Genomic DNA, 23,303 nt, shown 5'->3' with positions numbered 1-23,303 from the left:
CCACCAGGAAGTGATGAACATGCGCAGCATGGTTACCATCTCGAAGATGGACCAGAAGTCCATTCCCGAGGTTTCGAATCTGTTCGCCGAATTCGACAGCACGGAGATCCCGGGGATGATCGGCCTGGGTCGCCGCCAGTTATTCATCCACGACGGCATCCAGATCCACCTGTACGATTTCACCGAAAAGTCCGACCAGGTCGCGCTGGAGAAAGTCAAGACCGATCCGCGCATGGGCCGACTGGCGATCGATCTGAATCCGTTCGTCGCGCCGTACGAGCCCACCACATGGAATTCTCCGGCAGATTCCGCCGCTTTCTGCTTCTACGACTGGGAGGGCGACCCGGCCGAGAATCTCGGACGGACGGACACCGCCGTCACCATCACCCGGATGGACCAGGCAGCGATTCCCGCCGTCACGAGCATCTTCCGGGAGTTCGAATCCACCGGATCCTCCCGGCCGGCGGGAATCCGTCGACGCCAACTGTTCGCCTTCAAGGATCTGTGCATCCACATTCAGGACTACGCCGGCAGCGAGGGTGCGGCTGCCGCACGGAAGGCCGCGTCGGACATCTGGTTCGGCAGGGTGGTCCGGGACCTGCCCGAACTCGCACCCGCGGAGCCCGCGACGAACGGCCACGCGAGCCGCTTCTACGGCTGGGAGGCGTCATGACGCGCTGAGTCGCCGACAGCAGCGGATCACGGCGATACCGACAGACGCGAAGCCTCTGGTACGGGAACCGGTCCATCGAGACCAGGTCCGTACCAGAGGCTTCACGCCTGCCCGGCGTGCTCCACATCGAAGGCCGCACACAGCGTTCACCTACAGAAAGTCACCACGCGGGCACCACTGGCAACGGTTCGACCAAAACACGGTGCGAGAAGAATTACCTAGCAACTATGATTCCGTTGCGACTCCGATTCATGTACGCTCGACCGCGACAGGAATCGGACACGGAACGCACCCCCCGGCACCGCCCGGCGTGCAGGACACCGGCCGTCAGCGCCGCCGGCCACGGCGGCCGACCGGTGCGCGGCCGGAATGCCGTCGCGGCGCGGGCTTCGCGCACTCCCGCCGACCAGGCGCTGATTAAAACGTTGATCAAAAACATTAAAACGTTCATCAAAAACGTCAGCAGTCCGAGGGTAACCGTTGCCAATTCGTCCAGCAGCAGGTAATTCGGCTGGAGGAAACCACTCGACCGGCTGCGGTGACACCCATCACATGCATCCCGTCATGGTTGCGCAGCTACTGGAGAGGATACATGATCAAGCAATGAAAATAAGTCACTTAGGCGCCGAGATAAGTTCGCTTTTCGACCGCTACGCTCTCGGCCTCGACTACGACAAACTTGACGACGAGTGGGCGTCCAGCCTCTTCTCGGAGGATGTGCTCATCGAGTTTCCCGTCAGTCGGCACGTGGGAATCGACGGCCTCGTCGAATACCACCAGAAGGCACTGGCGATGTGGGCTCGAACCCACCATGTGAATACGCCGTCGATTGTGAGCATCGCTGCGGACCGCGCGACGCTTCGCGCCAATATGACGTCCGTGCACGTGCACCACCAGCGGGATGGCGAGACGCTGCCGCACTACGTGTCCGGTACCTACGTCACGGGCGACGCGGTGCATACCGAGCAGGGCTGGCGCCTTTCACGCCTTTCGTTCGAGCTGATATGGAAGACCGGTAACCCGCCGACCTGAGCGGGGAACTGAGACGGGGGATAACAGCACAATGAAAGCGACTGCACAAAAAGAATTACTCGACACCTACAACGGAGAGTACCGCGCGACGGTCCGATCGATCTTCGGCAGCCAGCGCGGCCCCGCGGCACCTCCGCCGCCGCCTCGGAACGTCTCGGACACATGGCGGGTCCTCGTCGCCGAGAGCAACCAGAGCGACCGCGCCACTCTTACCGAAGCTCTCACGCGCCACGGCCACGAGGTCGCCGCCGTCAACTCGGGTGGAGACGCACTGGCGTCGTTCGGGACCGCGGACCTCGTGCTCCTGGACCTCGACCTCCCGGATCTCGACGGCCTCGAAGTGTGCCGCGAGATCCGGGCCGCCCGCGACATCCCGGTCATCGCCGTCACCTCGCAAGGGTCCGAACTCGACTGTGTCCTCGCGTTGCAGGCCGGAGCGGACGACTACGTCATCAAGCCCTACGGGCTCCGGGAACTCATGGCCCGGGTGAACGCGGTGATGCGGCGCTCACGCCAGACCCCGCACACCGACGCCGGCGCCGACGGCGCGGCCGTGCTGGAGCACGGCCCGCTCCGGATCGACAGCGACTCGCGCGAGGTCGAGATGTACGGCCGACCGGTTCCGGTGACGCGCAAGGAGTTCGATCTGCTCGCCTTGCTGGCCACCACACCGGGACGGGTGATCTCACGGGAATCCATCATGCATCGGGTCTGGGGCGAATCCTGGTCACGCCGCACCGTCGACACACACGTCAGCAGCCTCCGGAGCAAGCTGGGCGGGCCTGACTGGATCGTCACCGTTCGTGGAGTGGGCTTCAAACTCCGTAGCTTGTGATGACCATTCATGTGCGTCGAATTGACATTGGCTGAACCTGACCGTGTAGATCCCCGGGTTAGCGTGAGTTCGCAGGAATCGCAAACTCCGACCAGGGGGTCTCATGGCGAACGCCGATACCGACGAAACCAACGAACTCGTCACCTTCCCGATTCAGCGCACATGCCCTTTCGCCATTCCGCCGGTCTACACCAAGTTCCGGGAGGAATCACCGATCAGTCAGGTGGTCCTCCCGGACGGCGGAAAGGCCTGGCTCGTCACCAAGTACGACGACGTACGGGCCGTGATGGCACACCCCAAGCTCAGCTCGGACCGTCGCGCGCCGGATTTCCCGGTCGTGGTGCCCGGCCAGAACGCCGCATTGGCCAAGCACGCCCCTTTCATGATCATCCTCGATGGCGCGGAGCACTCGGAGGCGCGGCGGCCCGTCATCAGTGAATTCTCGGTGCGGCGGGTCGCGGCGATGAAGCCCCGGATTCAGGAGATCGTCGACGGGTTCATCGACGACATGCTGAAGATGCCGAAGCCCGTCGACCTGAATCAGGTCTTCTCCTTGCCGGTTCCGTCACTGGTGGTCTCCGAGATCCTCGGCATGCCCTACGAGGGCCACGAGTACTTCATGGAACTGGCCGAAATCCTGCTGCGCCGCACCACCGACGAACAGGGCCGGATCGCCGTCTCGGTCAAACTCCGCCAGTACATGGACAAGTTGGTCGAAGAGAAGATCAAGAATCCGGGCGACGACCTGCTGAGCCGGCAGATCGAACTGCAGCGGCAGCAGGGCGGTATAGACCGGCCCCAGCTCGCCAGTTTGTGCCTGCTGGTGCTGCTGGCAGGGCACGAGACCACGGCGAACATGATCAACCTCGGTGTGTTCTCGATGCTGACGAAGCCGGAACTGCTCGCGGAGCTCAAGGCGGATCCCTCGAAGACCCCGAAGGCCGTCGACGAGCTGCTGCGGTTCTATACGATTCCGGACTTCGGCGCGCACCGGCTGGCGCTGGACGATGTCGAAATCGGCGGCTTCCTCATCCGCAAGGGCGAGGCCGTCATCGCCTCCACCTTCGCGGCGAACCGCGATCCCGCAGTGTTCGACGATCCGGAGGAGCTCGACTTCGGCAGGGACGCACGGCACCACGTGGCCTTCGGCTACGGGCCGCACCAGTGCCTGGGTCAGAACCTCGGCCGCCTGGAGCTTCAGATCGTGTTCGACACGCTTCTGCGGAGGCTGCCGGATCTGCGCCTGGCCGTGCCGGAAGAGGAGCTGTCGTTCAAGAGCGACGCGTTGGTCTACGGCCTCTACGAACTGCCCGTGACCTGGTGAAGGAGGCGACGATGAAACTCAAGAAGGACCACGACCGCTGCATCGGCGCGGGTCAGTGTGTGCGGACCGAGCCGAGAATCTTCGATCAGGACGACGAGGGTTTGGTGAGCATCCTGGTCGAGCGGCCGCAGGGCGCCGACGAGGCCGCCGCCCGCAAAGCGGTCTACATCTGCCCGGCGAAGGCCCTGTCCCTCGTGGATGAGTGATCCGATACGGAGCCGCGCCGGGGCCTTCCTCACGGAGGAAGAGCCCCGGCGCGGCTTCACCCGTCATCGGTCGTCGTGCATGCCCTGATCGTCGCCGGTGGTCCAGACGGGCTCGATCCCGATCCGGGACAGAAGCCACGAACCGTCGGCGGTCCGCACGGCGGTGAAGGTGTAGCGGGCGCCCAGGTCGAAATGCCTGCCCACCCCGTCCCGGCTCACGTGCACCGCCGTGATGTTCGCGCGAATGGTCGCGCTGTCGCCCTCCGGTTCGGCGATCACATTGCTGACGAAGTGCATGGTGGTCGCCCAGGTGAGGTCGTCACGCAGCATGCCGGCCAATTTCTCACGGCCGTCGATCCGGATATCCGGTGCCACCTCCATCGTCACGTCCGGAACGAATACGGTGGACAGCCCCTCGGAGTCGCGGGTGTCGACCGCGTGCGCGAATCGCGCTACCAGAGCCTGCAATGCGAAGAGGTCTTCCATACGTGCGATCGCAGTGATCGTATCCAGATTGGTCATACCTGTGATGCTGCACGTCAACGTGCCTGCGACGCCTCGACTTCAAGATCTTCTGACGAAGTTCTGACGTAGGCCTTTCCTCTGCGCGAATCGTTGAGTCTCCGCAGTCGAAACCCTGCAGAGTCCTGAAGTTGCCCGTATTGAAACCTGTACCGGGCACCGGAAGACTCGTTCTCGTCACCAACTCGATCAGTTCGGAAGGCAATCACTCGAGGTCCCGGCCCATTCGGGATTCAGCCCGCTCGAAATATGGAGAAGGAAGTATGCACAGCAGTGTCATCGTGGGCAGGATCAAACCTGGATCCACCGAAGAGATCGCGGGCGTCTTCGCGGAGCGGGACGGCGAGCCGTCCGGCACCCGCAATCTCCTGCGCCGGCAGCTCTTCGAGTACAAGGGCGTGTACATCCACCTCCAGGACCACACCCAGGAGAACCTGACCGAGGTCGTGGAACACGGCGCCGACGAGGCGTTCACCCCGTTCCTGGACGCCTACTCCCCGGCCACCCGCCCCACGGACCAGGTCGCGACCCGGTTCTACGAGTGGCACGGACAGCCGGTGAGCGAGGGGCACCGGATGTACAGCACCGTGATCGTGGCCCGGCTCGACCCCGCCGACATCGATACCGTCGCCAAGCTGTTCTCGGACTTCGACACCGGCACCGAGCTGCCACACACGATGGGCACCCGGCGCCGGCAGCTGTTCGCCCACGACGGGCTCTACTTCCACATCCAGGATTTCGAGTCCGACAACGGCGGTGAGCTGATCGAGCGGACGAAGTCCGATCCGCGCTTCGTCCAGATCCAGCAGGATCTGCTGCCCTACATCTCCGTCTTCGATCCGGAGACATGGCGCTCTCCCTCCGACGCCATGGCCTCGCGCTTCTACACCTGGCAGGTCACGGCATGAGCAAGCGACGCGTGGTCGTCACCGGGATGGAGGTGCTGGCCCCCGGTGGTGTGGGCCGGGACGACTTCTGGTCCCTGCTGAGTGAAGGCCGTACGGCTACCCGGGGGATCACCTTCTTCGACCCCAGCCAGTTCCGGTCCCGCGTGGCAGCGGAGATCGACTTCGATCCGTACGCGCACGGGCTGACCCCGCGCGAGGTGCGGCGCATGGATCGGGCCGCCCAGTTCGCCGTGGTCGCGGCGCGTGGTGCCGTCGCGGACAGCGGCCTCGAGACGGATGCCTTGGACCCCTACCGCGTCGGCGTCACCATCGGCAGCGCGGTGGGTTCCACGATGAGCCTCGACGAGGACTACCGCGTCGTCAGTGACGGGGGCCGGCTCGATCTGGTCGATCACACCTACGCCGATCCCTTCTTCTACAACTACTTCGTGCCGAGCTCCTTCGCCGCCGAGGTCGCCCGTGCCGTGGGTGCGCAGGGGCCGAGCAGCGTGGTGTCGGCGGGGTGCACGTCCGGGCTCGACTCCGTCGGATACGCCGTCGAGCTGATCAGGGAAGGCACGGTGGACGTCATGGTCGCCGGCGCCACCGACGCGCCGATCTCGCCGATCACCATGGCCTGCTTCGACGCGATCAAGGCGACCACACCTCGCCACGACGACCCGGAGCACGCCTCCCGGCCGTTCGACGCCACCCGCAACGGCTTCGTCCTCGGAGAAGGCGCAGCGGTGTTCGTCCTCGAGGAACTGGAGAGTGCGCGACGCCGCGGTGCACGGATCTACGCAGAGATCGCCGGATACGCAACGCGCAGCAACGCCTATCACATGACGGGACTGCGCCCTGACGGCGCCGAGATGTCCGAGGCGATCACGGTCGCGCTCGACGAGGCCCGAATGAACCCCACCGCGATCGACTACATCAACGCGCACGGCTCGGGCACCAAGCAGAACGACCGGCACGAGACCGCCGCCTTCAAGCACAGCCTCGGCGATCACGCGTACCGCACCCCCGTGAGCTCCATCAAGTCCATGGTGGGGCACTCGCTGGGCGCGATCGGGTCCATCGAGATCGCGGCGTCGATCCTGGCGATCCGACACAACGTCGTGCCGCCGACGGCGAACCTGCACACCCCCGACCCCCAGTGCGACCTCGACTACGTCCCGCTGACCGCACGCGACCAACTGGTCGACGCCGTCCTCACGGTCGGCAGTGGCTTCGGGGGATTCCAGAGCGCGATGGTGCTGGCCCGACCCGAAAGGAATGCAGCATGACGGCATCTGTCGTGGTGACCGGACTGGGCGTCGTCGCCCCCAACGGGCTCGGTGCGAAGGACTACTGGAGTGCCACCCGGGTCGGCAAGAGCGGCATAGGCCCGCTCACCCGCTTCGACGCATCGCCGTACCCTGCGAAGCTCGCCGGGGAGATCGACGGCTTCGTGGCCGAGCACCACCTGCCCAGCCGCCTGATGCCGCAGACCGACCAGGTCACCCGGCTCTCGCTGGTCGCGGCGGACTGGGCGCTCGCCGACGCCGGTGTGAACCCCGCCGAGCTGCCTGCCTTCGACATGGGTGTGATCACGGCCAGCTCGGCCGGCGGCTTCGAGTTCAGCCAGAACGAGCTCAAGAGCCTGTGGAGCAAGGGCGGCGAGTACGTGAGCGCTTACCAGTCGTTCGCCTGGTTCTATGCGGTCAACACCGGCCAGATATCCATCCGCAACGGGATGAAGGGCCCCAGCGGCGTGGTCGTCACCGACCAGGCCGGCGGTCTCGACGCGGTGGCTCAGGCCCGGCGCCAGATCCGCAAGGGCACCTCCCTCGTGGTAGCGGGCGCCGTGGACGCGCTGCTGTGCTCCTGGGGCTGGGTGGGACTGCACACCAGCGGTCGGCTGAGCACCGAGCAGGAACCCACGCGCGCCTACCTCCCCTTCGACGACCGGGCTGCCGGCCATGTGCCCGGCGAGGGCGGCGCCCTGCTCATTCTGGAATCCGCGGAATCCGCCCGCGCCCGCGGAGCCAAGGTGTACGGCGAGATCGCCGGATACGCCGCCACGTTCGACGGACGCGAGCCGGGCCTGCGCAAGGCCGTGGAACTGGCCCTCGCCGACGCCGGCATGGTGCCCTCGGACGTGGACGTGGTCTTCGCGGACGGCGCCGCCGAGCCCGAGCTCGACCGGATCGAGGCACAGGCCCTGGTCGAGGTGTTCGGCGAGCGGGGCGTCCCGGTCACCGCCCCCAAGACGATGACGGGCCGCCTGTACGCGGGCGCGGCCGCCCTTGACCTCGCCACCGCCTTCCTCTCGATGGAGGCGGGCCTGATCCCCGCGACCACCCACACGGAGCCCGCCGACCGGTACGGCCTCGACCTGGTCGTCTCGCAGCCGCGCACGGCCGAGGTACGTACGGCGCTCGTCATCGCACGCGGCCACGGCGGCTTCAACTCGGCGATGCTCGTCCGTTCCTGAGCCCCCGCATCCCGTTCCATTCCCCCGAAAGGCAGGACCCTCATGTCTCAGGCCACCTTCACCCTCGACGACCTCAAGCGGATTCTCCTCGAAGGCTCCGGCGCCCCCGAGGGCGGCGGTCTCGACCTCGACTCCCTCGACACCGAGTTCTCCGACATCGGCTACGACTCGCTCGCGCTGCTCGAAACCGCGAGCCGGATCGAGCGCGAGTACGGGATCGAGCTGGACGAGTCCGTCATGGGCGAGGCCACGACGCCTCGCGTCTTCCTCGACGCCGTCGCCGGACACCTCACGGCACCGGCCGCCTGAGCACCTCACCCACCACAGACCGAGAAGGGGAAAAAATGACACAGCAGGAGCAGCGCGTCGCCCTGGTCACCGGCGCCACCAGCGGGATCGGCCTGGCCGTGGCCCGGCTGCTGGCCGAGCAAGGCCACCGGGTGTTCATCGGTTCGCGCACCGAGGACAAGGTGCTGAACACGGTCAAGCAGCTCCAGGAGGAGCAGCTCGATGTGGACGGTGCGGTCCTCGACGTGCGCTCGACGGACTCGATACGCGCCTACGTCCGAGCCGCCGTCGACCGGTTCGGCAGGGTCGACATCCTCGTCAACAACGCGGGCATCAGCGGCGGTGGGGTGACCGCCGACATCGCCGACGACCTGTGGAACGACATCATCGACACCAACCTCAACAGCGTGTTCCGGCTGACCCGGGAAGTCCTCACGACGGGCGGCCTGCGCGACAGGAGCTGGGGCCGCGTCATCAACATCGCCTCCACCGCCGGCAAGCAGGGCGTGGTCCTGGGGGCTCCGTACTCCGCCTCCAAGCACGGCGTCGTCGGCTTCACCAAGGCTCTGGGCAACGAGCTGGCGCCGACCGGTATCACCGTCAACGCCGTCTGTCCCGGCTACGTCGAGACGCCCATGGCCGAGCGCGTGCGGCAGAACTACTCCCGCCTCTCCGGTGCGCCGGAGAGCGCCATCCTGGAGAAGTTCCAGGCCAAGATCCCGCTGGGCCGCTACTCGACCCCCGAGGAAGTGGCCGGCCTCGTCGGCTATCTGGCCTCCGACACCGCGGCCTCCATCACGTCCCAGGCCCTGAACGTCTGCGGTGGCCTCGGCAACTTCTGACCGCATCGCACCGCGCCCGCCCCGACCCGAGGAGCACCATGCCGTCCGAACTGCGTACGTCCGAGCACGAAATCAAGATCGCGGGACCGGCCGAGGACATCTACCACTTGCTGGCGCAAGCGGAGAACTGGCCCCAGCTGTTTCCGCCGAACATCTACGTCGACCACGTGGAGCGCGGCGAGCGCGAAGAACGCATCCGCATCTGGGCGGTGGCGGGCGACACCGTCAAGGACTGGACCTCGCGCCGCATCCTGGACCCGGACAAGCTCCGCATCGACTTCCGGCAGGAGGTCAGCACGCATCCCGTGGCCGCGATGGGAGGAAGCTGGCAGTTGGAGGCCCTCCCTTCCGGGGAGACCCTGGTGCGCCTGAGCCACGACTTCCGAGCGGCCGACGAGGACAGCCTGACCTGGCTCGAAGGGGTCGTGGACCACAACTCCCGTTCCGAACTCGACTCGCTCAAGGCACTGTCCGAGTCGAGGGGCCCGGCCGCTGACGAACTGACCTGCTCCTTCGAGGACACGGTGCAGATCAAGGGGGCCGCTCAGGACGTGTTCGACTTCATCTACGAAGCGGACCTGTGGACCGAGCGGCTGCCCCATGTGGTCACCGTGCGCCTGGACGAGCCGACCCCGGGCTTGCAGACCCTGGAGATGGACACGCTGTCCAAGGACGGCAGCACCCACACCACCAAGTCGCACCGCGTGGGCCTGGCCCCCCACCGGATCGCCTACAAGCAGACCACACTGCCCGCGCTGATCACGCTGCACACGGGGCACTGGACCTTCACGCCGAACGGCAACGGCGTCGCGGCGTCGTCGCAGCACACCTTCACGGTCGACACGGACAACATCGCCAAGGTGCTCGGGGCGGACGCGACGGTGCAGGACGCGATCGCCTACGTACGCACCGCGCTCAGCACCAACAGCAAGGCGACCCTCGGCATCGCGAAGGAGTACGCGGAAGGACTCGCCGGGGCAGGCCGTTCATGACCACGGCACCCGTGGCCCCGCCTCCGGGGCGGACGATCGACCAGCGGCACATCACACTGGACGCGGACGGCATCATGCTGTCCGCCCGGCTCGCCCAGCCGGTGCACGTCCCGCCGAGGGCCACCGTCGTCGCTCTGCACGGGGCGGGGATGAGCGCCGGGTACTTCGACGGACCGGCGCACCCCGAGACCTCGCTCCTGGCGGTCGGCGCGGAACTGGGATTCACGGTGGTGGCCATCGACCGCCCCGGATACGGCCGGTCGGCCGACCAGCTCCCGTACGGTCAAGGGTTCGCGGCGCAGTCCCATACCCTGGCCGCGGCGCTGCGCCGGCTGGCGGAGCAGTACGAGACGGGTGCGGGCATCTTCCTGATGGGGCACTCCTTCGGGAGCAAGCCGGCGTTGCAGATGGCGGCGGACGGCACGGTCCCCGACCTCATCGGCCTCGACCTGTCCGGCTGCGGCGCCGAATACCTGGTGCCCCCCACCACACCCGCTACCCGCGCCGGAAGCTGGAAGCTCAACTGGGGCCCCTTGCGGCTGTACCCCCCGGGGACGTTCCAGTCCAGCATCGGCGTCGTCGCCCCGGCACCGGAACGTGAACTGGCGGACGCCGCCCAGTGGCCGACGGCGTTCGCCGCACTCGCGGAGCGGGTACGCGTCCCGGTCCGGTTCACCTTCGCCGAGCACGAGGCATGGTGGCGCCGCGACCACCAGGCGCTCACCCGGTTGCGGAGCCGACTGGGCGCGGCACCCCGCGTCCTGATCGACCACCAGCCCGGTGCAGGACACAACATCAGCCTCGGCTGGGCGGCACGCGCCTACCACCTGCGTGCTCTCGGCTTCGCGGAGGAGTGCCTGCGCCCGCGGTCACCGGGAACGGAACGACGTACATGACCGGGGAACCCATGGCCACCCCGGTGAACACGCGCCCTCCCGCCCTCGTGGAGGAGGAACATCCCTTGGTCGCGGTACTGAACATCTTCGCCCCCGGTATCGGGAACGCCTCCGGAAGTACGGAGCGGGAAACGGACGACGACGCACGCTTCATTCCCTACGACGCGATGGCCCGGCGCCTGGCACGGCTGGGGCTGTCATGACCGCGACGGCACGCCCGGGCCAGTCGCCCCGGAGCCTCTTCCTCACCTGCGACCTGCAGGCTCCGGGAGCCGGGGCAGCCGCCCGTGCGGCGCTGTGCCGCCTTTCGCCTCACGACCAGGAGCGGGTGGCCCGCCTGCACCGGCCCGCCGACCGGACGCGCTCGGTGCTGGCCCGCCGGCTGGCCCTCCAGGCCGCAGGCCGGCTCCTCGGCGTCCCGTGGACCGGACTCCAGCTCGGACGTCACCGCGACGGGCGCCCGTACGTGAAGACGCAGCCGCGCCTGTTCGTGAGCATGGCGCACAGCGGCCGCTACGCGGTGGCCGCCGCGTCGCTGGGAGCGCGAGTAGGTGTGGACGTGGAGGAGATCTCGCGCGTGTCCGTGCTGCCTGACCGTGCCTTCCTCACTCCTGACGAGATCTCCGCCCTGCCCTCGGCAGGGCCCGACGCCGAGCACAGGGCGGCGCTGTGGGTGCTGAAGGAGGCCGCGATGAAGCTGACGGGCGAGGGCATGCGCGCGGGTATGAAGCGCGTCGGCTTCCACGGCCAGGGAGAGCTGGAGGTTCCCTTCTCCGCGCACACGCCCTACACCGCGGGTGAGTTCAACGTCAGTCGTCTCCCCGGCGGGTACGTCTGCGCGGTGGGAGTTTCCGCGGGTGTACCGCCCGCGACTTCGACGGTCCTCGCCGCCGGCCTGGAGGAGGAGCAGGAGGAGCAGGAGGATGAGTCCCACATCTGGCGCAGTGTCAACTGAGCACGGCCACGGGCGCCCCATGAGACCGGTCAGGGCGAGCGAGCAGCAGCTCTGACCACACCGCCCCGACGGCTCGCGCAGCGATCATCTGCCGCACCCTTCCCACCACGACGGAGGGAGCGGGACGGCAGTCCTCCTGGTAGCAGCGGTATGCGTGGCAACCCCCGACCACCGCCGTCCGCCGCACGGGACGGGACGCACGCGCGGGCCGTCGGGGCCCACGAAGTTCCGCGCCGCCGACCGGCGGGCCGCTGCCGCGGCCCCGGCCCGGCGTCCGCGCACTACCCCCGGGCGGCCTCGACGAAGGCGCGGATCAACTCCGGCGACTTCACGCCGCGCTCCCGCTCCACCCCGCTGGACACGTCCACGCCCCACGCCCCGGTGGCCGCGAGCGCCGCCCGCACATTGCCCGGGTTCAGCCCGCCGGCCAGCAGCCACCGCCCCTCGGGCGCGGTGAAGTCCGCCGCGCCCCAGTTCCACGGCTTGCCGGAGCCCGGATCGGGCGCGTCCAGCAGCAGCAGGTCCTCGCCGTACTCACCGCAGCGCTTCACGTGCTCCGCGGTGGCCCGCAGCAGGGTCCGGCCCCCGACGCGCAGCGCCGCGAAGTCCTCGGGACCCTCCTCGCCGTGCAGCTGCACCCCGCGCACCCCGCTCTCCTCGGCGAACCGGCGCACCTCCGCCACCGGCTGCCCCCGGAACACCCCGACGGTCAGCACCCGGTCCGGCACCCGCGCGGCGAGCTCCCGCGCGGTGGCGGCATCGACGGTCCGCGGACTCCCGGGCGCGAACACGAACCCGACGGCATCGGCCCCGGCGGCCACGGCCACGTCGACGTCGTGGGCGGTCTTCAGCCCGCAGATCTTGATGAACACTCCCGCCGCATCAGTCATGCCACCAGTCAACCAAACCGCATCACCCACGGGTGGCACGTCCCATAGGCCGGGCACGGCAGCCCCGCCGTCGCTAGCCTGGGACGAGGAACACATCCACGGCACAGCACGCCCCGGAGGACGACGGTGACGACCATGACCGAGCGGGCCACACCCATAGAGACTCTGTCGCCGCCAACGTTCGAAACACTGCTGCGCACCGTCGAGGAGATGAACACGCCAGACGGCTTCAAGGCCGAGCTCATCCGGGGGAAGATCGTCGTGTCGCCGTTCTCCGCGCTGCGCTACCTGCGCCCCATGCGCGCACTTCGCAAGCAGATCGAGGCGCACGTGCCCAAGGGGCACATCGCGGAGACGTCGCCGTTCCTCTTCAGCTTCCCGGCGGCGAAACGCGCCTACGGCCCCGACCTCTTCGTCGCGGACGAGGCCTCTTTCGACGAAGAGGGCCGCCACGCGGACGGGGCGGCCTTGTCACTGGTCGCCGAGTTCACCTCCCTGTCGACCAAGGACGCGGACTGGACCGAGAAGCTCGAGGTCTACGGACGCCTTGTACCGGTCTACCTGGTCGTCGACATGCAGGACTCGGAAATCACCTGCTTCTGGGACCCCTCTCCGCACGGGTACCGCTCCCGCACGACCGTCTCCTTCGGCGAGCCCCTGCAGGTCCCGGAGCCGTTCGCCTTCACGATCGACACGACCGGCTTCTGACCGGCCGAAGCGCCGGATCCCGGACGCAGGGCGCCGACGCGGTGCCGGCCCCGCCTGAGGGCGGCGGCCCGGAAACGCCCGAGGGCGGCACCCCTCGCGGGGTGCCGCCCTCGTTCGAGAACAGCCGATCTACCGGTGGCCGGAGCCAGGGGTGGATCAGAAGTCCATGTCACCACCCGGCATGCCGCCGCCCGCGGGGGCACCGGCCTTCTCGGGCTTGTCGGCGATGACGGCCTCGGTCGTCAGGAACAGCGCGGCGATCGACGCGGCGTTCTGCAGCGCGGAGCGCGTGACCTTCGCCGGGTCGATGATGCCCTCGGCGATCATGTCGACGTACTCGCCGGTCGCGGCGTTCAGGCCGTGACCGATCGGGAGGTTGCGCACCTTCTCGACGACGACGCCACCCTCGAGACCACCGTTGACGGCGATCTGCTTGAGCGGGGCCTCCAGCGCGAGCTTCACGGCGTTGGCGCCGGTCGCCTCGTCACCCTCGAGCTCCAGCTTCTCGAAGACCGCGGAGGCCTGCAGCAGGGCCACGCCACCACCGGCGACGATGCCCTCCTCGACGGCCGCCTTCGCGTTGCGAACGGCGTCCTCGATGCGGTGCTTGCGCTCCTTGAGCTCGACCTCGGTCGCGGCACCGGCCTTGATGACGGCCACGCCGCCGGCCAGCTTCGCGAGGCGCTCCTGGAGCTTCTCGCGGTCGTAGTCCGAGTCGGAGTTCTCGATCTCGGCGCGGATCTGGTTCACGCGACCCTGGACCTGGTCGCTGTCACCGGCACCGTCGACGATGGTGGTCTCGTCCTTGGTGATGACGACCTTGCGGGCGCGGCCGAGCAGGTCGAGACCGGCGTTCTCCAGCTTGAGGCCGACCTCCTCGGAGATGACCGTGCCGCCCGTGAGGATGGCGATGTCACCGAGCATGGCCTTGCGGCGGTCACCGAAGCCCGGGGCCTTGACGGCGACGGACTTGAAGGTGCCACGGATCTTGTTGACGACGAGGGTGGAGAGCGCCTCGCCCTCGACGTCCTCGGCGATGATCAGCAGCGGCTTGCCGGACTGCATGACCTTCTCCAGGAGCGGCAGCAGGTCCTTGACCGAGCCGATCTTGGAGTTGACGATCAGGATGTACGGGTCGTCGAGGGACGACTCCATGCGCTCCATGTCGGTGGCGAAGTACGCCGAGATGTAGCCCTTGTCGAAGCGCATACCCTCGGTGAGCTCCAGCTCCAGACCGAAGGTCTGGGACTCCTCGACGGTGATGACGCCTTCCTTGCCGACCTTGTCCATGGCCTCGGCGATGAGCTCGCCGATCTGGGTGTCGGCGGCGGAGATGGAGGCCGTCGAAGCGATCTGCTCCTTGGTCTCGACGTCCTTGGCCTGCGCCAGCAGGGCGGCGGAGACGGCCTCGACGGCCTTCTCGATACCGCGCTTGAGGGCCATCGGGTTCGCACCCGCGGCCACGTTGCGCAGACCCTCGCGGACGAGCGCCTGGGCGAGAACGGTGGCGGTGGTCGTACCGTCGCCGGCGACGTCGTCCGTCTTCTTGGCGACTTCCTTGACCAGCTCGGCGCCGATCTTCTCGTACGGGTCCTCGAGCTCGATCTCCTTGGCGATGGAGACACCATCGTTGGTGATCGTGGGGGCGCCCCACTTCTTCTCAAGGACGACGTTGCGACCCTTGGGGCCAAGGGTGACCTTGACGGCGTCGGCGAGCTGGTTCATCCCACGCTCGAGGCCACGGCGGGCCTCCTCGTCGAACGCAATGATCTTGGCCATCTGAAGTGGTCCTCCCGGACAGCGGTGGATTGCTCCGGACCGCGCCCGCGCCCGCGACGGACGGCCTGCGTGCCCGGCGGTTCCTTCCCACCGGACCCTGCGGGCCTCACCGACCCGGTCCTCGTTTCAGTAGCACTCTCACCAGGAGAGTGCTAACGCCAATGATTAGCACTCGACCCCCCCGAGTGCAAGCGGCTTGGGGCAAGACCCCGCTACTGCCGGGCCGACGCACGAGGGGCCCCCATCCCGTGTCCAGGATGTGGGCCCCTCGTGGTGTTCCAGGTCTTCGATGAAGACCGTGCGTCGGTGGTCGATCGCTCCAGGACTAGCCGAGTGCGAGCTTGACCATGTCCGCCTGCGGACCCTTCTGGCCCTGCGAGATCTCGAACTCGACCCGCTGACCCTCTTCAAGGGTGCGGTACCCGTCCATCTGGATGGCGCTGTAGTGGACGAACACATCCGCACCACCGTCGACCGCGATGAAGCCGTAGCCCTTCTCCGCGTTGAACCACTTGACGGTGCCCTGAGCCATGCCTAACTCCCCTATTACTGGCCCTTGCGCAGGAACGCACTTCACGATCCCGGGTCAGAACTTGCGTCGGAACGCTTCGACCGAGGCTGAATGTATCTGCGCGGATGCTGTCTGCAACAGGTCAATCCGATGAGAATTCTGGACACCGGGAAACATTGAAATAGAGTGAAAATTTGCCATACTCCCGGGCAACTCGGGCCTGACATATCTCGCCAAAGCCCCATACCGCACTTGCATGTTGGCCCGATGTCGACCCTCACGCGGCCCGTTCATATGCGGCGGGCAAGAACAGCGGAGGGGACTTCCCCAACCCTACCGTGCCCAATCAAGCAGAATTGCCCCCTCCGCTTTTAGCGGAGGGGGCAATTTCGGTTTTCGCGTGTCAGCAACCGCCGGCGACGGCCGGGATGATCGAGACGCCGGCGCCGTCGGGCGTCGCCGCCTGCAGCCCGCCCTCGAAACGCACGTCGTCGTCGTTGACGTAGACGTTCACGAAGCGGCGCAGCTTGCCCTGGTCGTCCAGGACGCGCGCGGCGATGCCCGGGTGGTTCTTCTCCAGGGACTCGATGACCTCGGCGAGGGTCGCGCCCTCGGCCGGGACCTCGGCGACGCCGCCGGTGTAGGTGCGCAGGATGGTGGGGATGCGGACGTTGACGCTCATGGCGCTACTGCCTTTCCGGGAGAGCGGAGGAGAAGGGGTCAGGTCAGGTCAGGCCAGGCCGGCGGCGCGGAACGCGTCCAGGCTCGGGCGGATGGTGGCGGTCTGTCCGCTGTCCGCGGCCACCGCCTCCAGGGTCTTGAGGCCGTCACCGGTGTTGAGGACGACGGTGGTCAGCGTCGGGTCGAGCTGCCCGTTCTCGATGAGCTTCTTCGTCACGCCGACGGTCACGCCGCCCGCGGTCTCGGCGAAGATGCCCTCGGTCTGCGCGAGGATCTTGATGGCCTCGACGACCTGCTCGTCGTCGACGTCCTCGACGAAACCGCCGGTGCGCCGGGCGATGTCCAGGACGTACGGGCCGTCCGCCGGGTTGCCGATGGCCAGCGACTTGGCGATGGTGTTCGGCTTCTGCGGGCGGACCACGTCGTGACCGGCCTTGAAGGCGGTGGACACCGGGGAGCAACCCTCGGCCTGGGCGCCGAAGATCTTGTACGGCTTGTCCTCGACGAGGCCGAGCTTGATGAGCTCCTGCAGACCCTTGTCGATCTTCGTCAGCTGCGAGCCGGACGCGATCGGGATGACGATCTGGTCGGGCAGCTGCCAGCCGAGCTGCTCGCAGATCTCGTACGCGAGCGTCTTGGAGCCCTCGCCGTAGTACGGGCGCAGGTTGACGTTGACGAAGCCCCAGCCCTCGCCCAGCGGGTCACCGATGAGCTCGGAGCAGAAGCGGTTGACGTCGTCGTAGTTGCCCTCGATGCCGACCAGGTCGCCGCCGTACACACCGGCCATGACGACCTTGCCCTGCTCCAGGTCGTGCGGGATGAACACGCAGGAGCGGAAGCCGGCCCGGGCGGCCGCGGCGCCGACGGCGCCGGCCAGGTTGCCGGTCGAGGAGCAGGACAGGGTGGTGAAGCCGAAGGCGCGGGCGGCCTCGACGGCGATGGCCACGACGCGGTCCTTGAAGGAGTGCGTCGGGTTGCCGGAGTCGTCCTTGACGTAGAGCTTGCCGGTGATGCCCAGCTCCTTGGCCAGGTTGGCCGCGTCCACGAGCTTGGTGAAGCCGGGGTTCAGGCTGGGCTTGGACGCCACGTCCGCGGGGACGGGCAGCAGCGGCGCGTAGCGCCAGATGTTGTTCGGGCCGGCCTCGATCGCGGCGCGCAGGGCTTCGGGGTCCCCGGTCGGGAGGTCGTAGGCGACTTCCAGCGGTCCGAAGCACTCGACGCACGCGAAGATGGGGCCGAGCTCGAAGCGGGTACCGCACTCGCGACAGGAAAGGCCGGTGGCAGGTCCGAGGTCGACGGAACCGAGGTCGGCAGAGGTGGCGACAGTCTGTGCAGCCATGATGGCGAGGCCCTTTCTCCTCATCTTCCCCATGGCGCACTTCGCCATGAGACGGAATTGGCACCTTCCCTAGCCGGGGACCTCGCTGACGTCGCTGGATGTGCGATCGCGAGAACCGACTGGAGGGTTGCCGGGGCTTCAACGGGCCGTGTCCCTCTGCCCCTCTGGATGAGCGGTATGGCACCGGCACACGCGCTCTATGGCGCGCCGGTGCGTTTGTCGCGAGGACCCCCGGCATGCGGTGGTCCTTCGCGTTGTTCAAGACTGTAACCGAAGGGTCGGGCGGTTGAGACAGCCGTCCGAACCGCGAGATGGATCACATAAGGGCGCATATCGCCGACACGCAGGGAGTGCTGAGGGTGCTGGAAGAGGTGGAGCGCTGGCTGGCCGACCGCTCCTGGGCCGCCGCCGACCGACCGCTCGACCAGTTGCTCGACCGGAAACGGGCGGCCGGGACCACGGTCAGCGTCGTGCTGCCCGCACTGGACGAGGAGGCGACGGTCGGCGCGATCGTCGAGGTCATCCGGCGTGAGCTGATCGAGGGGCTGCCGACGCCCCTGGTCGACGAGCTGGTCGTGGTCGACTCGGGCTCCGCGGACCGCACCGCGGAGGTCGCGGCGAAGGCCGGCGCCCGGGTGGTGCACCGGGACGAGATCCTGCCCCGCGTCCCGGCGCTGCCCGGCAAGGGCGAGGTGCTGTGGCGCTCGCTGCTGGCCACCCACGGGGACATCGTCTGCTTCGTCGACGCCGACCTGCGGGACTTCTCCGCCGCCTTCGTCTCGGGGATCGTCGGACCGCTGCTGACCGACCCCGACGTGCACTTCGTCAAGGCGATGTACGACCGGCCGCTGGGCGAGCGCCCCGGCCAGGGCGGCCGGGTCACCGAGCTGGTCGCCCGCCCCCTCCTCAACCTCCACTGGCCCCAGCTGGCCGGCTTCGTCCAGCCGCTGGGCGGCGAGTACGCCGTACGGCGCTCCCTGCTGGAACGGCTGCCGTTCCCCGTCGGGTACGGCGTCGAGCTGGGCCTGCTGGTCGACGCGCTGCACACGGTCGGGCTGGACGCGCTGGCCCAGGTGGACGTGGGCGTACGGCTCCACCGTCACCAGGACGGGCAGGCGCTGGGCCGGATGGCCGCGGCGATCTACCGCACCGCCCAGGTACGGCTCTCGCGCGGGCACCTCGTACGGCCGGAGCTCACGCAGTTCGAGCGCGGCCCGCAGGGCTTCGTACCGCGGACGTACCCGGTGGACACCGAGGAACGGCCGCCGATGGCGGGCATCGAGGAGTACGCACTGCGGCGCGTGGCGTGAGGGAACGTACGGTTTGAGCGGGGTCGGGCCGGGCTAGGTTGGCCGCATGGCTTCCCAGGTACTCGTAGCAGCGAACCGCGGCCCCCTCTCCTACTCCCTCGCCCAGGACGGAGCGCTCAGCGCCCGGCGCGGCGGGGGCGGTCTCGTCTCCGGACTCTCCGCCGCCCTGGCCGAGCAGCCGGGGGCCCTGTGGATCTGCGCGGCGCTGTCGGACGCGGACCGGGAGGCGGTCCGCCGGGGCGTGGCCGAGCCAGGGGTCCGGATGTTGGACATCGATCCCACGATGTACGACGACGCGTACAACGGCATCGCCAACTCCGTGCTGTGGTTCACGCACCACCACCTGTACGACGTGCCGCGCGAGCCGGTCTTCGACGCCGAGTTCCGTCGGCGGTGGGAGTCGTACGAGCGCTACAACCAGGCTTTCGCCGACGCCCTGGCCGAGGAGGCCGCGCAGGGCGCGCAGGTGCTGGTGCAGGACTACCACCTGGCGCTGGTGCCCGGACTCTTGCGGGTGCTCCGTCCCGACCTGCGGATCGCGCACTTCACGCACACCCCGTGGGCCGCGCCGGGCTATCTCGCCATGCTGCCGGACGTGGTCCGCGAGACCTTGCTGTGGGGCATGCTCGGCGCGGACGTGCTCGGCTTCCACACCGAGGCCTGGGCGGCCGAGTTCCTGGGGTCGGCGCGGCTGGACGACGCGTGGGGGCGGTCGGAGGTGCGCGAGGGCTCGGTGGTGGAGCACCAGCGCTACTCGGTGTGGCCCACCCGCACCACCCAGGTCCGGGCGTACCCGCTGGGCGTGGACGGGGACGAACTGCGGGCGCTGGCGCACCGGCCGGAGGTGGACGCCAAGCTGGCGGAGCTGCGGGCGGAGGTCGACGGCCTGAAGACGATCGTCCGCGTGGACCGCACGGAACTGTCGAAGAACATCCTGCGCGGCCTGCTGGCCTACCGGGAGCTCCTGACGGACCAGCCCGAGTGGCGCGGCCGGGTGGTGCACCTGGCCTCGGCGTACCCCTCTCGGCAGGACCTGAAGGTGTACCGGGACTACACGGCGGCGGTGTCGGAGCTGGCGGCGGAGATCAACGCGGAGTTCGGGACGCAGGAGTGGCAGCCGGTGCTGGTGTCGGTGAAGGACGACTTCGCACGCTCCTTGGCGGCGTACCGGCTGGCGGACGTGGCGCTGGTGAACCCGGTGCGGGACGGGATGAACCTGGTGGCGAAGGAGATCCCGGTGGTGTCGGAGGCGGGCTGCGTGCTGGTGCTGTCCACCGGGGCGGGGGCGTACGAGGAGCTCCGCCAGGACGCGCTGACGGTGAACCCGTACGACGTGACGGCGACGGCGCAGGCGCTGCACGCTGCGCTGGCGATGCCGGTGGGTGAGCGGGCGGAACGCACGAAGCGCCTCTCCGCTGCCGCGACGGCCCTCCCGCCGTCCGCCTGGTTCGAGGCCCAGCTGTCGGCCCTTGAAATCTAGCCTCGCCGGCGTTCGAGGCGCGGGGGTCCGGGGGCGGCGCCCCCGGCGACGGCGCCGCTGCCGGGGCTCCGCCCCGGACCCCGCTCCTCAATCGCCGGAGGGGCTGAAGATGTCAGCGGCGGATGGCCTCGGCCAAGGCGGCCAGGAAGGCGGCGACCGGGCCCGGGCCGGGGAGGACCAGGTCGGCCCGCGCGGCGAGCTCGGGGACCTCCGCGGAGCCGCTGCACACCAGCAGCCCCGGCAGGCCGTCCGTACGGCCCTTCTCCACCGCCGCGAACGCCGCCAGGTCACCCAGGTCGTCGCCCGCGTACAGCACCGCCTCCGCGTCCCGCTCCGCCAGGAACTCGGTCAGGGCGACGCCCTTGTCCATGCCCGGCGGCCGAAGCTCCAGCACCGCCCGCCCCGGCTCGACCATCAGCCCGTGCCGGGCGGCCAGGTCGGTCAGGGGCTCGCGCAGCGCCGCGAAGGCCGCCGCCGGGTCCTCGGCGCGCCGGGTGTGCACGGCCAGCGCGCGGCCCTTCTCCTCGATCCAGGTACCGCGCCAGGCCCCGATGGAGTCCAGGAACCCCGGCAGCTCCGCCCGGACCGCCGCCACCCCGGGGTGCTCGGCGGGCGCGTGGACGATGCCGCTGACGGCGTCCCAGCGTTCGGCCCCGTAGTGGCCGAGGACGACGAGGTGCTGCAGGCCGGGGACCCCGGCGAAGCCCCCGTAGCGGACGGCGACGCCCGCCGGTCGCCCGGTGATCACGGCCACCGAGTCGACCTCGGGGGCGAGTGCGGACAGGGCCGGGACGGCTCCGGGGTGGGCTCGGGCCTGGTCCGGGTCCGGGACGATGTCGGCGAGGGTGCCGTCGAAGTCCAGGGCGACCACGGACCGGCGAGGTGTGCGGAGGAGGGCTTCGAGGCCCTCGCGTCCGGCAGCGGTGACGGGCATCGGCAGGTCGTGCGGATGGCTCCCCATACGCACGACCCTAACGGGCCGGCCGGGTGACGGCTACGGCTATCGCCGGGCTCGCTGAGCCTCGCGGATCCTGCGCAGCCGGTTGACCGTGCCCGGGGCGTGGGCCAGCGCCCGCGGGTCGTCCATGAGCGCGTTGAGCAGCTGGTAGTAGCGGACGGGGGTCATCCCCAGCCCTTCCCGTATGGCCCGTTCCTTCGCTCCGGGCCCCGGCCAGGTGCGTCCCTCGTACGCGAGCACCCCGGCCTCCGTGGCCGTCAGCTGCCCCTCGTCCGTCATACCGCCAGATTAACGCCGTGCTCCGACAGTCGGCCCGCCGCCACCGGTCAGCGCGGGTCGGACGCGCGGGCGGCGGTGGCGATCTGCTCCAGGACCTTCGCGGGCTGTCCGCCGGGCTGGACGGTCTTGCCGATGTTCTGCTTGATCTCCTCGCTGACGCCGGCCCAGGACTTCTTGCCGACCGGGTACAGCCGGGAGCTGGGCAGCGCGGTGAGGAAGGGCTTCAGCTGCGCGGACGAGCCGCCGGTGGCGGCCTGCTTGGCCTGGTAGCCGCTGGTGGTGGCGGGCAGCAGGTCGTATTTCTCGGTGAAGGCCGTCACGTTCTTCGGCTGGTACAGGAAGTCCAGGAACTTGCCGGACTGCTGGCGGTGGCCGTTCTTGAAGGCCATGACCCAGTCCGCGACGCCCATCGCGGGCTGGTCGCTGCCGTCGGAGGTGGGCAGCGGCACCATGCCGAACTTCACGCCCTTGGCCGCGGCCTGCTTGAGCAGCGTCGGGTGCCCGTTGAGCATGCCGACCTCGCCCTTGGTGAAGCCGTCGAAGGCGGCCTGGCGGTCCAGCTTGCCGGGATCCACCGGGCCGGTCAGCCCCTGGCCGACCATCTTGTCCCGCAGGAATTCGAGCGCCTTGACGTTGGGGGCGGAGTCGATGGCGTAGGACTCCTCGTTGTCCGTGTAGCCGCCACCGCCCGAGAGCATCCACATCATCGTCTCGGCCTGCGCCTCCTCGCGGCCCAGCGGCACCGCGAAGGGGGTGGGTACGTTCGCGGCCTTGAGCTTCTTGGCGGCGGCTTCGAGGTCCGCCCAGGTCTTCGGCTGCCAGCCCTTGGCGTCCTTGCCGATCACGCCGGCGTCGGCGAGCAGCTTCTCGTTGTAGAAGAGCAGCCGGGTGCTGGAGACGAAGGGCATGCCGTACTGGACCTGCTTGACCTTGCCGGCGTCGGCGAGCGGGCCGAGGAAGTCGGCCTCGGTCTTCACGGAGAGCAGCTCTTCCGCCGAGTACAGCTTGCCGGCGGCCGCGTAGTCGGAGTAGGCGCCGATCTGGGCTATGTCGGGGGCCTTGCCGGCCTTGACCATCTCGGCGACCTTGGCGTCGACCTCGGACCAGGAGTAGACGCTGACCTCGACCTTGGTGCCCGGGTTGGCCTTCTCGAAGCCCTCGGCGAGGTCCTTCCAGTACGCCTCGGAGGAGTTCTGCGGATTGTCCCCGTAGTCGGCCGCCACGACCCGCAGGGTCACCTCGTTGTCTCCGGTGAGTCCGCCGACGGCTCCGCAGCCCGTCAGCGTCACGGCAGTCAGGCACAGCGCGGCGCCGGAAGCGGCCAGGCTCAGGTAACGGCCCTTCACAGTTCTCCATCCACCCTTTCTTGTACGTACGATCCACGTAAGGTCTACACCACTTTGGCGGCTCGTCCACATCGGGCTCCCGACCGAGGTC

26 protein-coding genes, 1 pseudogene and 1 riboswitch are annotated in these 23,303 nt (G+C 68.6%); of the genes and pseudogenes, 18 read left to right on the top strand and 9 right to left on the bottom strand.

Translation table 11 applies throughout. The features are described 5' to 3' along the window. Positions 1-13 precede the first annotated feature (13 nt). The 5 genes from BCL76_RS15315 to BCL76_RS15295 all read left to right on the top strand — a co-directional run bounded on the left by BCL76_RS15315 (position 14) and on the right by BCL76_RS15295 (position 4,070). Positions 14-673 (top strand): TcmI family type II polyketide cyclase, encoded by a 660-nt coding sequence (locus tag BCL76_RS15315; RefSeq protein ID WP_109780054.1) that lies wholly within the window; start codon positions 14-16, stop codon positions 671-673. A 552-nt stretch (positions 674-1,225) separates the two neighbouring features. After that, positions 1,226-1,705 carry a nuclear transport factor 2 family protein gene (locus tag BCL76_RS15310; protein ID WP_258309705.1) on the top strand — a complete coding sequence of 160 codons (480 nt, stop codon included), beginning with the start codon at positions 1,226-1,228 and terminating at the stop codon, positions 1,703-1,705. A 31-nt stretch (positions 1,706-1,736) separates the two neighbouring features. Further along, positions 1,737-2,540 carry a response regulator transcription factor gene (locus tag BCL76_RS15305; RefSeq protein WP_109780053.1) on the top strand — a complete coding sequence of 268 codons (804 nt, stop codon included), beginning with the start codon at positions 1,737-1,739 and terminating at the stop codon, positions 2,538-2,540. Between the two features lie 103 nt (positions 2,541-2,643). Then, on the top strand, positions 2,644-3,864 hold the full coding sequence (locus tag BCL76_RS15300) for a cytochrome P450 (RefSeq protein ID WP_181382561.1): 1,221 nt from the start codon (positions 2,644-2,646) through the stop codon (positions 3,862-3,864). An 11-nt stretch (positions 3,865-3,875) separates the two neighbouring features. Then, positions 3,876-4,070 (top strand): ferredoxin, encoded by a 195-nt coding sequence (locus tag BCL76_RS15295; RefSeq protein ID WP_109780052.1) that lies wholly within the window; start codon positions 3,876-3,878, stop codon positions 4,068-4,070. A gap of 63 nt (positions 4,071-4,133) precedes the next feature. Here BCL76_RS15295 and BCL76_RS15290 read toward each other — a convergent pair whose 3' ends face one another. Beyond that, positions 4,134-4,592, bottom strand: coding sequence for a nuclear transport factor 2 family protein (locus BCL76_RS15290; RefSeq protein ID WP_109780051.1), 459 nt, complete (start codon positions 4,590-4,592; stop codon positions 4,134-4,136). Between the two features lie 263 nt (positions 4,593-4,855). Between BCL76_RS15290 and BCL76_RS15285 the strand changes: the two are divergent. From BCL76_RS15285 to BCL76_RS15240, 10 genes and pseudogenes are all read left to right on the top strand, one after another. Continuing rightward, positions 4,856-5,125 (top strand): annotated as a pseudogene (locus tag BCL76_RS15285) (TcmI family type II polyketide cyclase); the annotation flags it as partial. A 42-nt stretch (positions 5,126-5,167) separates the two neighbouring features. Further along, positions 5,168-5,500: a TcmI family type II polyketide cyclase gene (locus BCL76_RS15280; RefSeq protein ID WP_109780310.1), complete on the top strand. Its 333-nt coding sequence runs from the start codon at positions 5,168-5,170 to the stop codon at positions 5,498-5,500. Next, a complete protein-coding gene (locus BCL76_RS15275; protein ID WP_109780050.1) occupies positions 5,497-6,768 on the top strand; it encodes a beta-ketoacyl-[acyl-carrier-protein] synthase family protein in 1,272 nt (423 codons plus the stop codon). Before BCL76_RS15280 ends, BCL76_RS15275 begins: the two co-directional genes overlap by 4 nt. Next, entirely contained in the window at positions 6,765-7,958 is a 1,194-nt protein-coding gene (locus tag BCL76_RS15270) for a ketosynthase chain-length factor (RefSeq protein ID WP_109780049.1), read from the top strand. The genes BCL76_RS15275 and BCL76_RS15270 overlap by 4 nt, the downstream gene beginning before the upstream one ends. Positions 7,959-8,000: 42 nt before the next feature. Next, the gene (locus BCL76_RS15265) at positions 8,001-8,267 is read left to right on the top strand and encodes an acyl carrier protein (protein ID WP_109780048.1); all 267 of its coding nucleotides are present in this window, start codon (positions 8,001-8,003) and stop codon (positions 8,265-8,267) included. A 35-nt stretch (positions 8,268-8,302) separates the two neighbouring features. Further along, positions 8,303-9,088 carry a 3-oxoacyl-ACP reductase FabG gene (gene fabG, locus BCL76_RS15260; RefSeq protein WP_109780047.1) on the top strand — a complete coding sequence of 262 codons (786 nt, stop codon included), beginning with the start codon at positions 8,303-8,305 and terminating at the stop codon, positions 9,086-9,088. A gap of 38 nt (positions 9,089-9,126) precedes the next feature. Continuing rightward, positions 9,127-10,080, top strand: a complete 954-nt coding sequence (locus BCL76_RS15255; RefSeq protein ID WP_109780046.1) for an aromatase/cyclase — start codon at positions 9,127-9,129, stop codon at positions 10,078-10,080. Further along, the gene (locus tag BCL76_RS15250) at positions 10,077-10,976 is read left to right on the top strand and encodes an alpha/beta fold hydrolase (RefSeq protein WP_109780045.1); all 900 of its coding nucleotides are present in this window, start codon (positions 10,077-10,079) and stop codon (positions 10,974-10,976) included. Before BCL76_RS15255 ends, BCL76_RS15250 begins: the two co-directional genes overlap by 4 nt. Further along, complete coding sequence (locus tag BCL76_RS15245; protein WP_109780044.1) at positions 10,973-11,179, top strand: hypothetical protein; 207 nt, start codon at positions 10,973-10,975, stop codon at positions 11,177-11,179. The genes BCL76_RS15250 and BCL76_RS15245 overlap by 4 nt, the downstream gene beginning before the upstream one ends. Further along, positions 11,176-11,931, top strand: coding sequence for a 4'-phosphopantetheinyl transferase family protein (locus BCL76_RS15240; protein ID WP_146228379.1), 756 nt, complete (start codon positions 11,176-11,178; stop codon positions 11,929-11,931). Before BCL76_RS15245 ends, BCL76_RS15240 begins: the two co-directional genes overlap by 4 nt. A 281-nt stretch (positions 11,932-12,212) precedes the next feature. On the opposite strand, the gene BCL76_RS15235 is transcribed toward BCL76_RS15240, so the two are convergent. Further along, the gene (locus BCL76_RS15235; protein WP_109780042.1) at positions 12,213-12,821 is read right to left on the bottom strand and encodes a phosphoribosylanthranilate isomerase; all 609 of its coding nucleotides are present in this window, start codon (positions 12,819-12,821) and stop codon (positions 12,213-12,215) included. A gap of 210 nt (positions 12,822-13,031) precedes the next feature. On the opposite strand from BCL76_RS15235, the gene BCL76_RS15230 reads away from it, so the two are divergent. Further along, the gene (locus BCL76_RS15230) at positions 13,032-13,529 is read left to right on the top strand and encodes a Uma2 family endonuclease (protein ID WP_258309703.1); all 498 of its coding nucleotides are present in this window, start codon (positions 13,032-13,034) and stop codon (positions 13,527-13,529) included. A 156-nt stretch (positions 13,530-13,685) separates the two neighbouring features. Here the strand turns inward: BCL76_RS15230 and groL are convergent, their stop codons facing one another. The 4 genes from groL to thrC all read right to left on the bottom strand — a co-directional run bounded on the left by groL (position 13,686) and on the right by thrC (position 17,839). After that, a complete protein-coding gene (gene groL / locus BCL76_RS15225; protein WP_030766353.1) occupies positions 13,686-15,308 on the bottom strand; it encodes a chaperonin GroEL in 1,623 nt (540 codons plus the stop codon). Positions 15,309-15,633: 325 nt separating this feature from the next. Beyond that, positions 15,634-15,840 carry a cold-shock protein gene (locus BCL76_RS15220; RefSeq protein WP_030009783.1) on the bottom strand — a complete coding sequence of 69 codons (207 nt, stop codon included), beginning with the start codon at positions 15,838-15,840 and terminating at the stop codon, positions 15,634-15,636. A 382-nt stretch (positions 15,841-16,222) separates the two neighbouring features. Then, positions 16,223-16,501 (bottom strand): MoaD/ThiS family protein, encoded by a 279-nt coding sequence (locus BCL76_RS15215; RefSeq protein WP_033223628.1) that lies wholly within the window; start codon positions 16,499-16,501, stop codon positions 16,223-16,225. A gap of 48 nt (positions 16,502-16,549) precedes the next feature. After that, positions 16,550-17,839 (bottom strand): threonine synthase, encoded by a 1,290-nt coding sequence (thrC, locus tag BCL76_RS15210; protein ID WP_109780041.1) that lies wholly within the window; start codon positions 17,837-17,839, stop codon positions 16,550-16,552. Between the two features lie 17 nt (positions 17,840-17,856). Continuing rightward, positions 17,857-18,014, bottom strand: a riboswitch (SAM riboswitch). 184 nt (positions 18,015-18,198) lie between these two features. Between thrC and BCL76_RS15205 the strand changes: the two genes are divergently transcribed. Together BCL76_RS15205 and BCL76_RS15200 are read left to right on the top strand one after the other, a co-directional pair. After that, positions 18,199-19,149, top strand: coding sequence for a glucosyl-3-phosphoglycerate synthase (locus BCL76_RS15205; RefSeq protein ID WP_109780040.1), 951 nt, complete (start codon positions 18,199-18,201; stop codon positions 19,147-19,149). A 46-nt stretch (positions 19,150-19,195) separates the two neighbouring features. Then, positions 19,196-20,629: an alpha,alpha-trehalose-phosphate synthase (UDP-forming) gene (locus BCL76_RS15200; RefSeq protein WP_109780039.1), complete on the top strand. Its 1,434-nt coding sequence runs from the start codon at positions 19,196-19,198 to the stop codon at positions 20,627-20,629. Positions 20,630-20,741: 112 nt separating this feature from the next. Here BCL76_RS15200 and otsB read toward each other — a convergent pair whose 3' ends face one another. Genes otsB through BCL76_RS15185 form a run of 3 tightly spaced genes read right to left on the bottom strand, consistent with a single transcriptional unit; the run spans position 20,742 to position 23,212 of the window. Next, the gene (gene otsB, locus BCL76_RS15195) at positions 20,742-21,590 is read right to left on the bottom strand and encodes a trehalose-phosphatase (RefSeq protein ID WP_109780038.1); all 849 of its coding nucleotides are present in this window, start codon (positions 21,588-21,590) and stop codon (positions 20,742-20,744) included. A gap of 39 nt (positions 21,591-21,629) precedes the next feature. Next, positions 21,630-21,866, bottom strand: coding sequence for a DUF3263 domain-containing protein (locus BCL76_RS15190; RefSeq protein ID WP_109780037.1), 237 nt, complete (start codon positions 21,864-21,866; stop codon positions 21,630-21,632). Positions 21,867-21,913: 47 nt separating this feature from the next. Next, positions 21,914-23,212, bottom strand: coding sequence for an extracellular solute-binding protein (locus BCL76_RS15185; RefSeq protein ID WP_258309701.1), 1,299 nt, complete (start codon positions 23,210-23,212; stop codon positions 21,914-21,916). Between the last annotated feature and the right edge of the window lie 91 nt (positions 23,213-23,303).

It is taken from the genome of Streptomyces sp. CG 926, from assembly GCF_003148825.1.
Classification (GTDB): Bacteria; Actinomycetota; Actinomycetes; order Streptomycetales; family Streptomycetaceae; genus Streptomyces.
This window is presented reverse-complemented; position numbering and strand designations above follow the sequence as displayed.

What these genes read in the sequence shown, in the direction of transcription:
- BCL76_RS15315 (WP_109780054.1), top strand. Translation starts at nt 14, where the DNA reads ATGAACATGCGCAGCATGGTTACCATCTCGAAGATGGACCAGAAGTCC.
- BCL76_RS15310 (WP_258309705.1), top strand. Translation starts at nt 1,226, where the DNA reads ATGCATCCCGTCATGGTTGCGCAGCTACTGGAGAGGATACATGATCAA.
- BCL76_RS15305 (WP_109780053.1), top strand. Translation starts at nt 1,737, where the DNA reads ATGAAAGCGACTGCACAAAAAGAATTACTCGACACCTACAACGGAGAG.
- BCL76_RS15300 (WP_181382561.1), top strand. Translation starts at nt 2,644, where the DNA reads ATGGCGAACGCCGATACCGACGAAACCAACGAACTCGTCACCTTCCCG.
- BCL76_RS15295 (WP_109780052.1), top strand. Translation starts at nt 3,876, where the DNA reads ATGAAACTCAAGAAGGACCACGACCGCTGCATCGGCGCGGGTCAGTGT.
- BCL76_RS15290 (WP_109780051.1), bottom strand. Translation starts at nt 4,592, where the DNA reads ATGACCAATCTGGATACGATCACTGCGATCGCACGTATGGAAGACCTC.
- BCL76_RS15280 (WP_109780310.1), top strand. Translation starts at nt 5,168, where the DNA reads ATGTACAGCACCGTGATCGTGGCCCGGCTCGACCCCGCCGACATCGAT.
- BCL76_RS15275 (WP_109780050.1), top strand. Translation starts at nt 5,497, where the DNA reads ATGAGCAAGCGACGCGTGGTCGTCACCGGGATGGAGGTGCTGGCCCCC.
- BCL76_RS15270 (WP_109780049.1), top strand. Translation starts at nt 6,765, where the DNA reads ATGACGGCATCTGTCGTGGTGACCGGACTGGGCGTCGTCGCCCCCAAC.
- BCL76_RS15265 (WP_109780048.1), top strand. Translation starts at nt 8,001, where the DNA reads ATGTCTCAGGCCACCTTCACCCTCGACGACCTCAAGCGGATTCTCCTC.
- fabG (WP_109780047.1), top strand. Translation starts at nt 8,303, where the DNA reads ATGACACAGCAGGAGCAGCGCGTCGCCCTGGTCACCGGCGCCACCAGC.
- BCL76_RS15255 (WP_109780046.1), top strand. Translation starts at nt 9,127, where the DNA reads ATGCCGTCCGAACTGCGTACGTCCGAGCACGAAATCAAGATCGCGGGA.
- BCL76_RS15250 (WP_109780045.1), top strand. Translation starts at nt 10,077, where the DNA reads ATGACCACGGCACCCGTGGCCCCGCCTCCGGGGCGGACGATCGACCAG.
- BCL76_RS15245 (WP_109780044.1), top strand. Translation starts at nt 10,973, where the DNA reads ATGACCGGGGAACCCATGGCCACCCCGGTGAACACGCGCCCTCCCGCC.
- BCL76_RS15240 (WP_146228379.1), top strand. Translation starts at nt 11,176, where the DNA reads ATGACCGCGACGGCACGCCCGGGCCAGTCGCCCCGGAGCCTCTTCCTC.
- BCL76_RS15235 (WP_109780042.1), bottom strand. Translation starts at nt 12,821, where the DNA reads ATGACTGATGCGGCGGGAGTGTTCATCAAGATCTGCGGGCTGAAGACC.
- BCL76_RS15230 (WP_258309703.1), top strand. Translation starts at nt 13,032, where the DNA reads ATGAACACGCCAGACGGCTTCAAGGCCGAGCTCATCCGGGGGAAGATC.
- groL (WP_030766353.1), bottom strand. Translation starts at nt 15,308, where the DNA reads ATGGCCAAGATCATTGCGTTCGACGAGGAGGCCCGCCGTGGCCTCGAG.
- BCL76_RS15220 (WP_030009783.1), bottom strand. Translation starts at nt 15,840, where the DNA reads ATGGCTCAGGGCACCGTCAAGTGGTTCAACGCGGAGAAGGGCTACGGC.
- BCL76_RS15215 (WP_033223628.1), bottom strand. Translation starts at nt 16,501, where the DNA reads ATGAGCGTCAACGTCCGCATCCCCACCATCCTGCGCACCTACACCGGC.
- thrC (WP_109780041.1), bottom strand. Translation starts at nt 17,839, where the DNA reads ATGGCTGCACAGACTGTCGCCACCTCTGCCGACCTCGGTTCCGTCGAC.
- BCL76_RS15200 (WP_109780039.1), top strand. Translation starts at nt 19,196, where the DNA reads ATGGCTTCCCAGGTACTCGTAGCAGCGAACCGCGGCCCCCTCTCCTAC.
- otsB (WP_109780038.1), bottom strand. Translation starts at nt 21,590, where the DNA reads ATGGGGAGCCATCCGCACGACCTGCCGATGCCCGTCACCGCTGCCGGA.
- BCL76_RS15190 (WP_109780037.1), bottom strand. Translation starts at nt 21,866, where the DNA reads ATGACGGACGAGGGGCAGCTGACGGCCACGGAGGCCGGGGTGCTCGCG.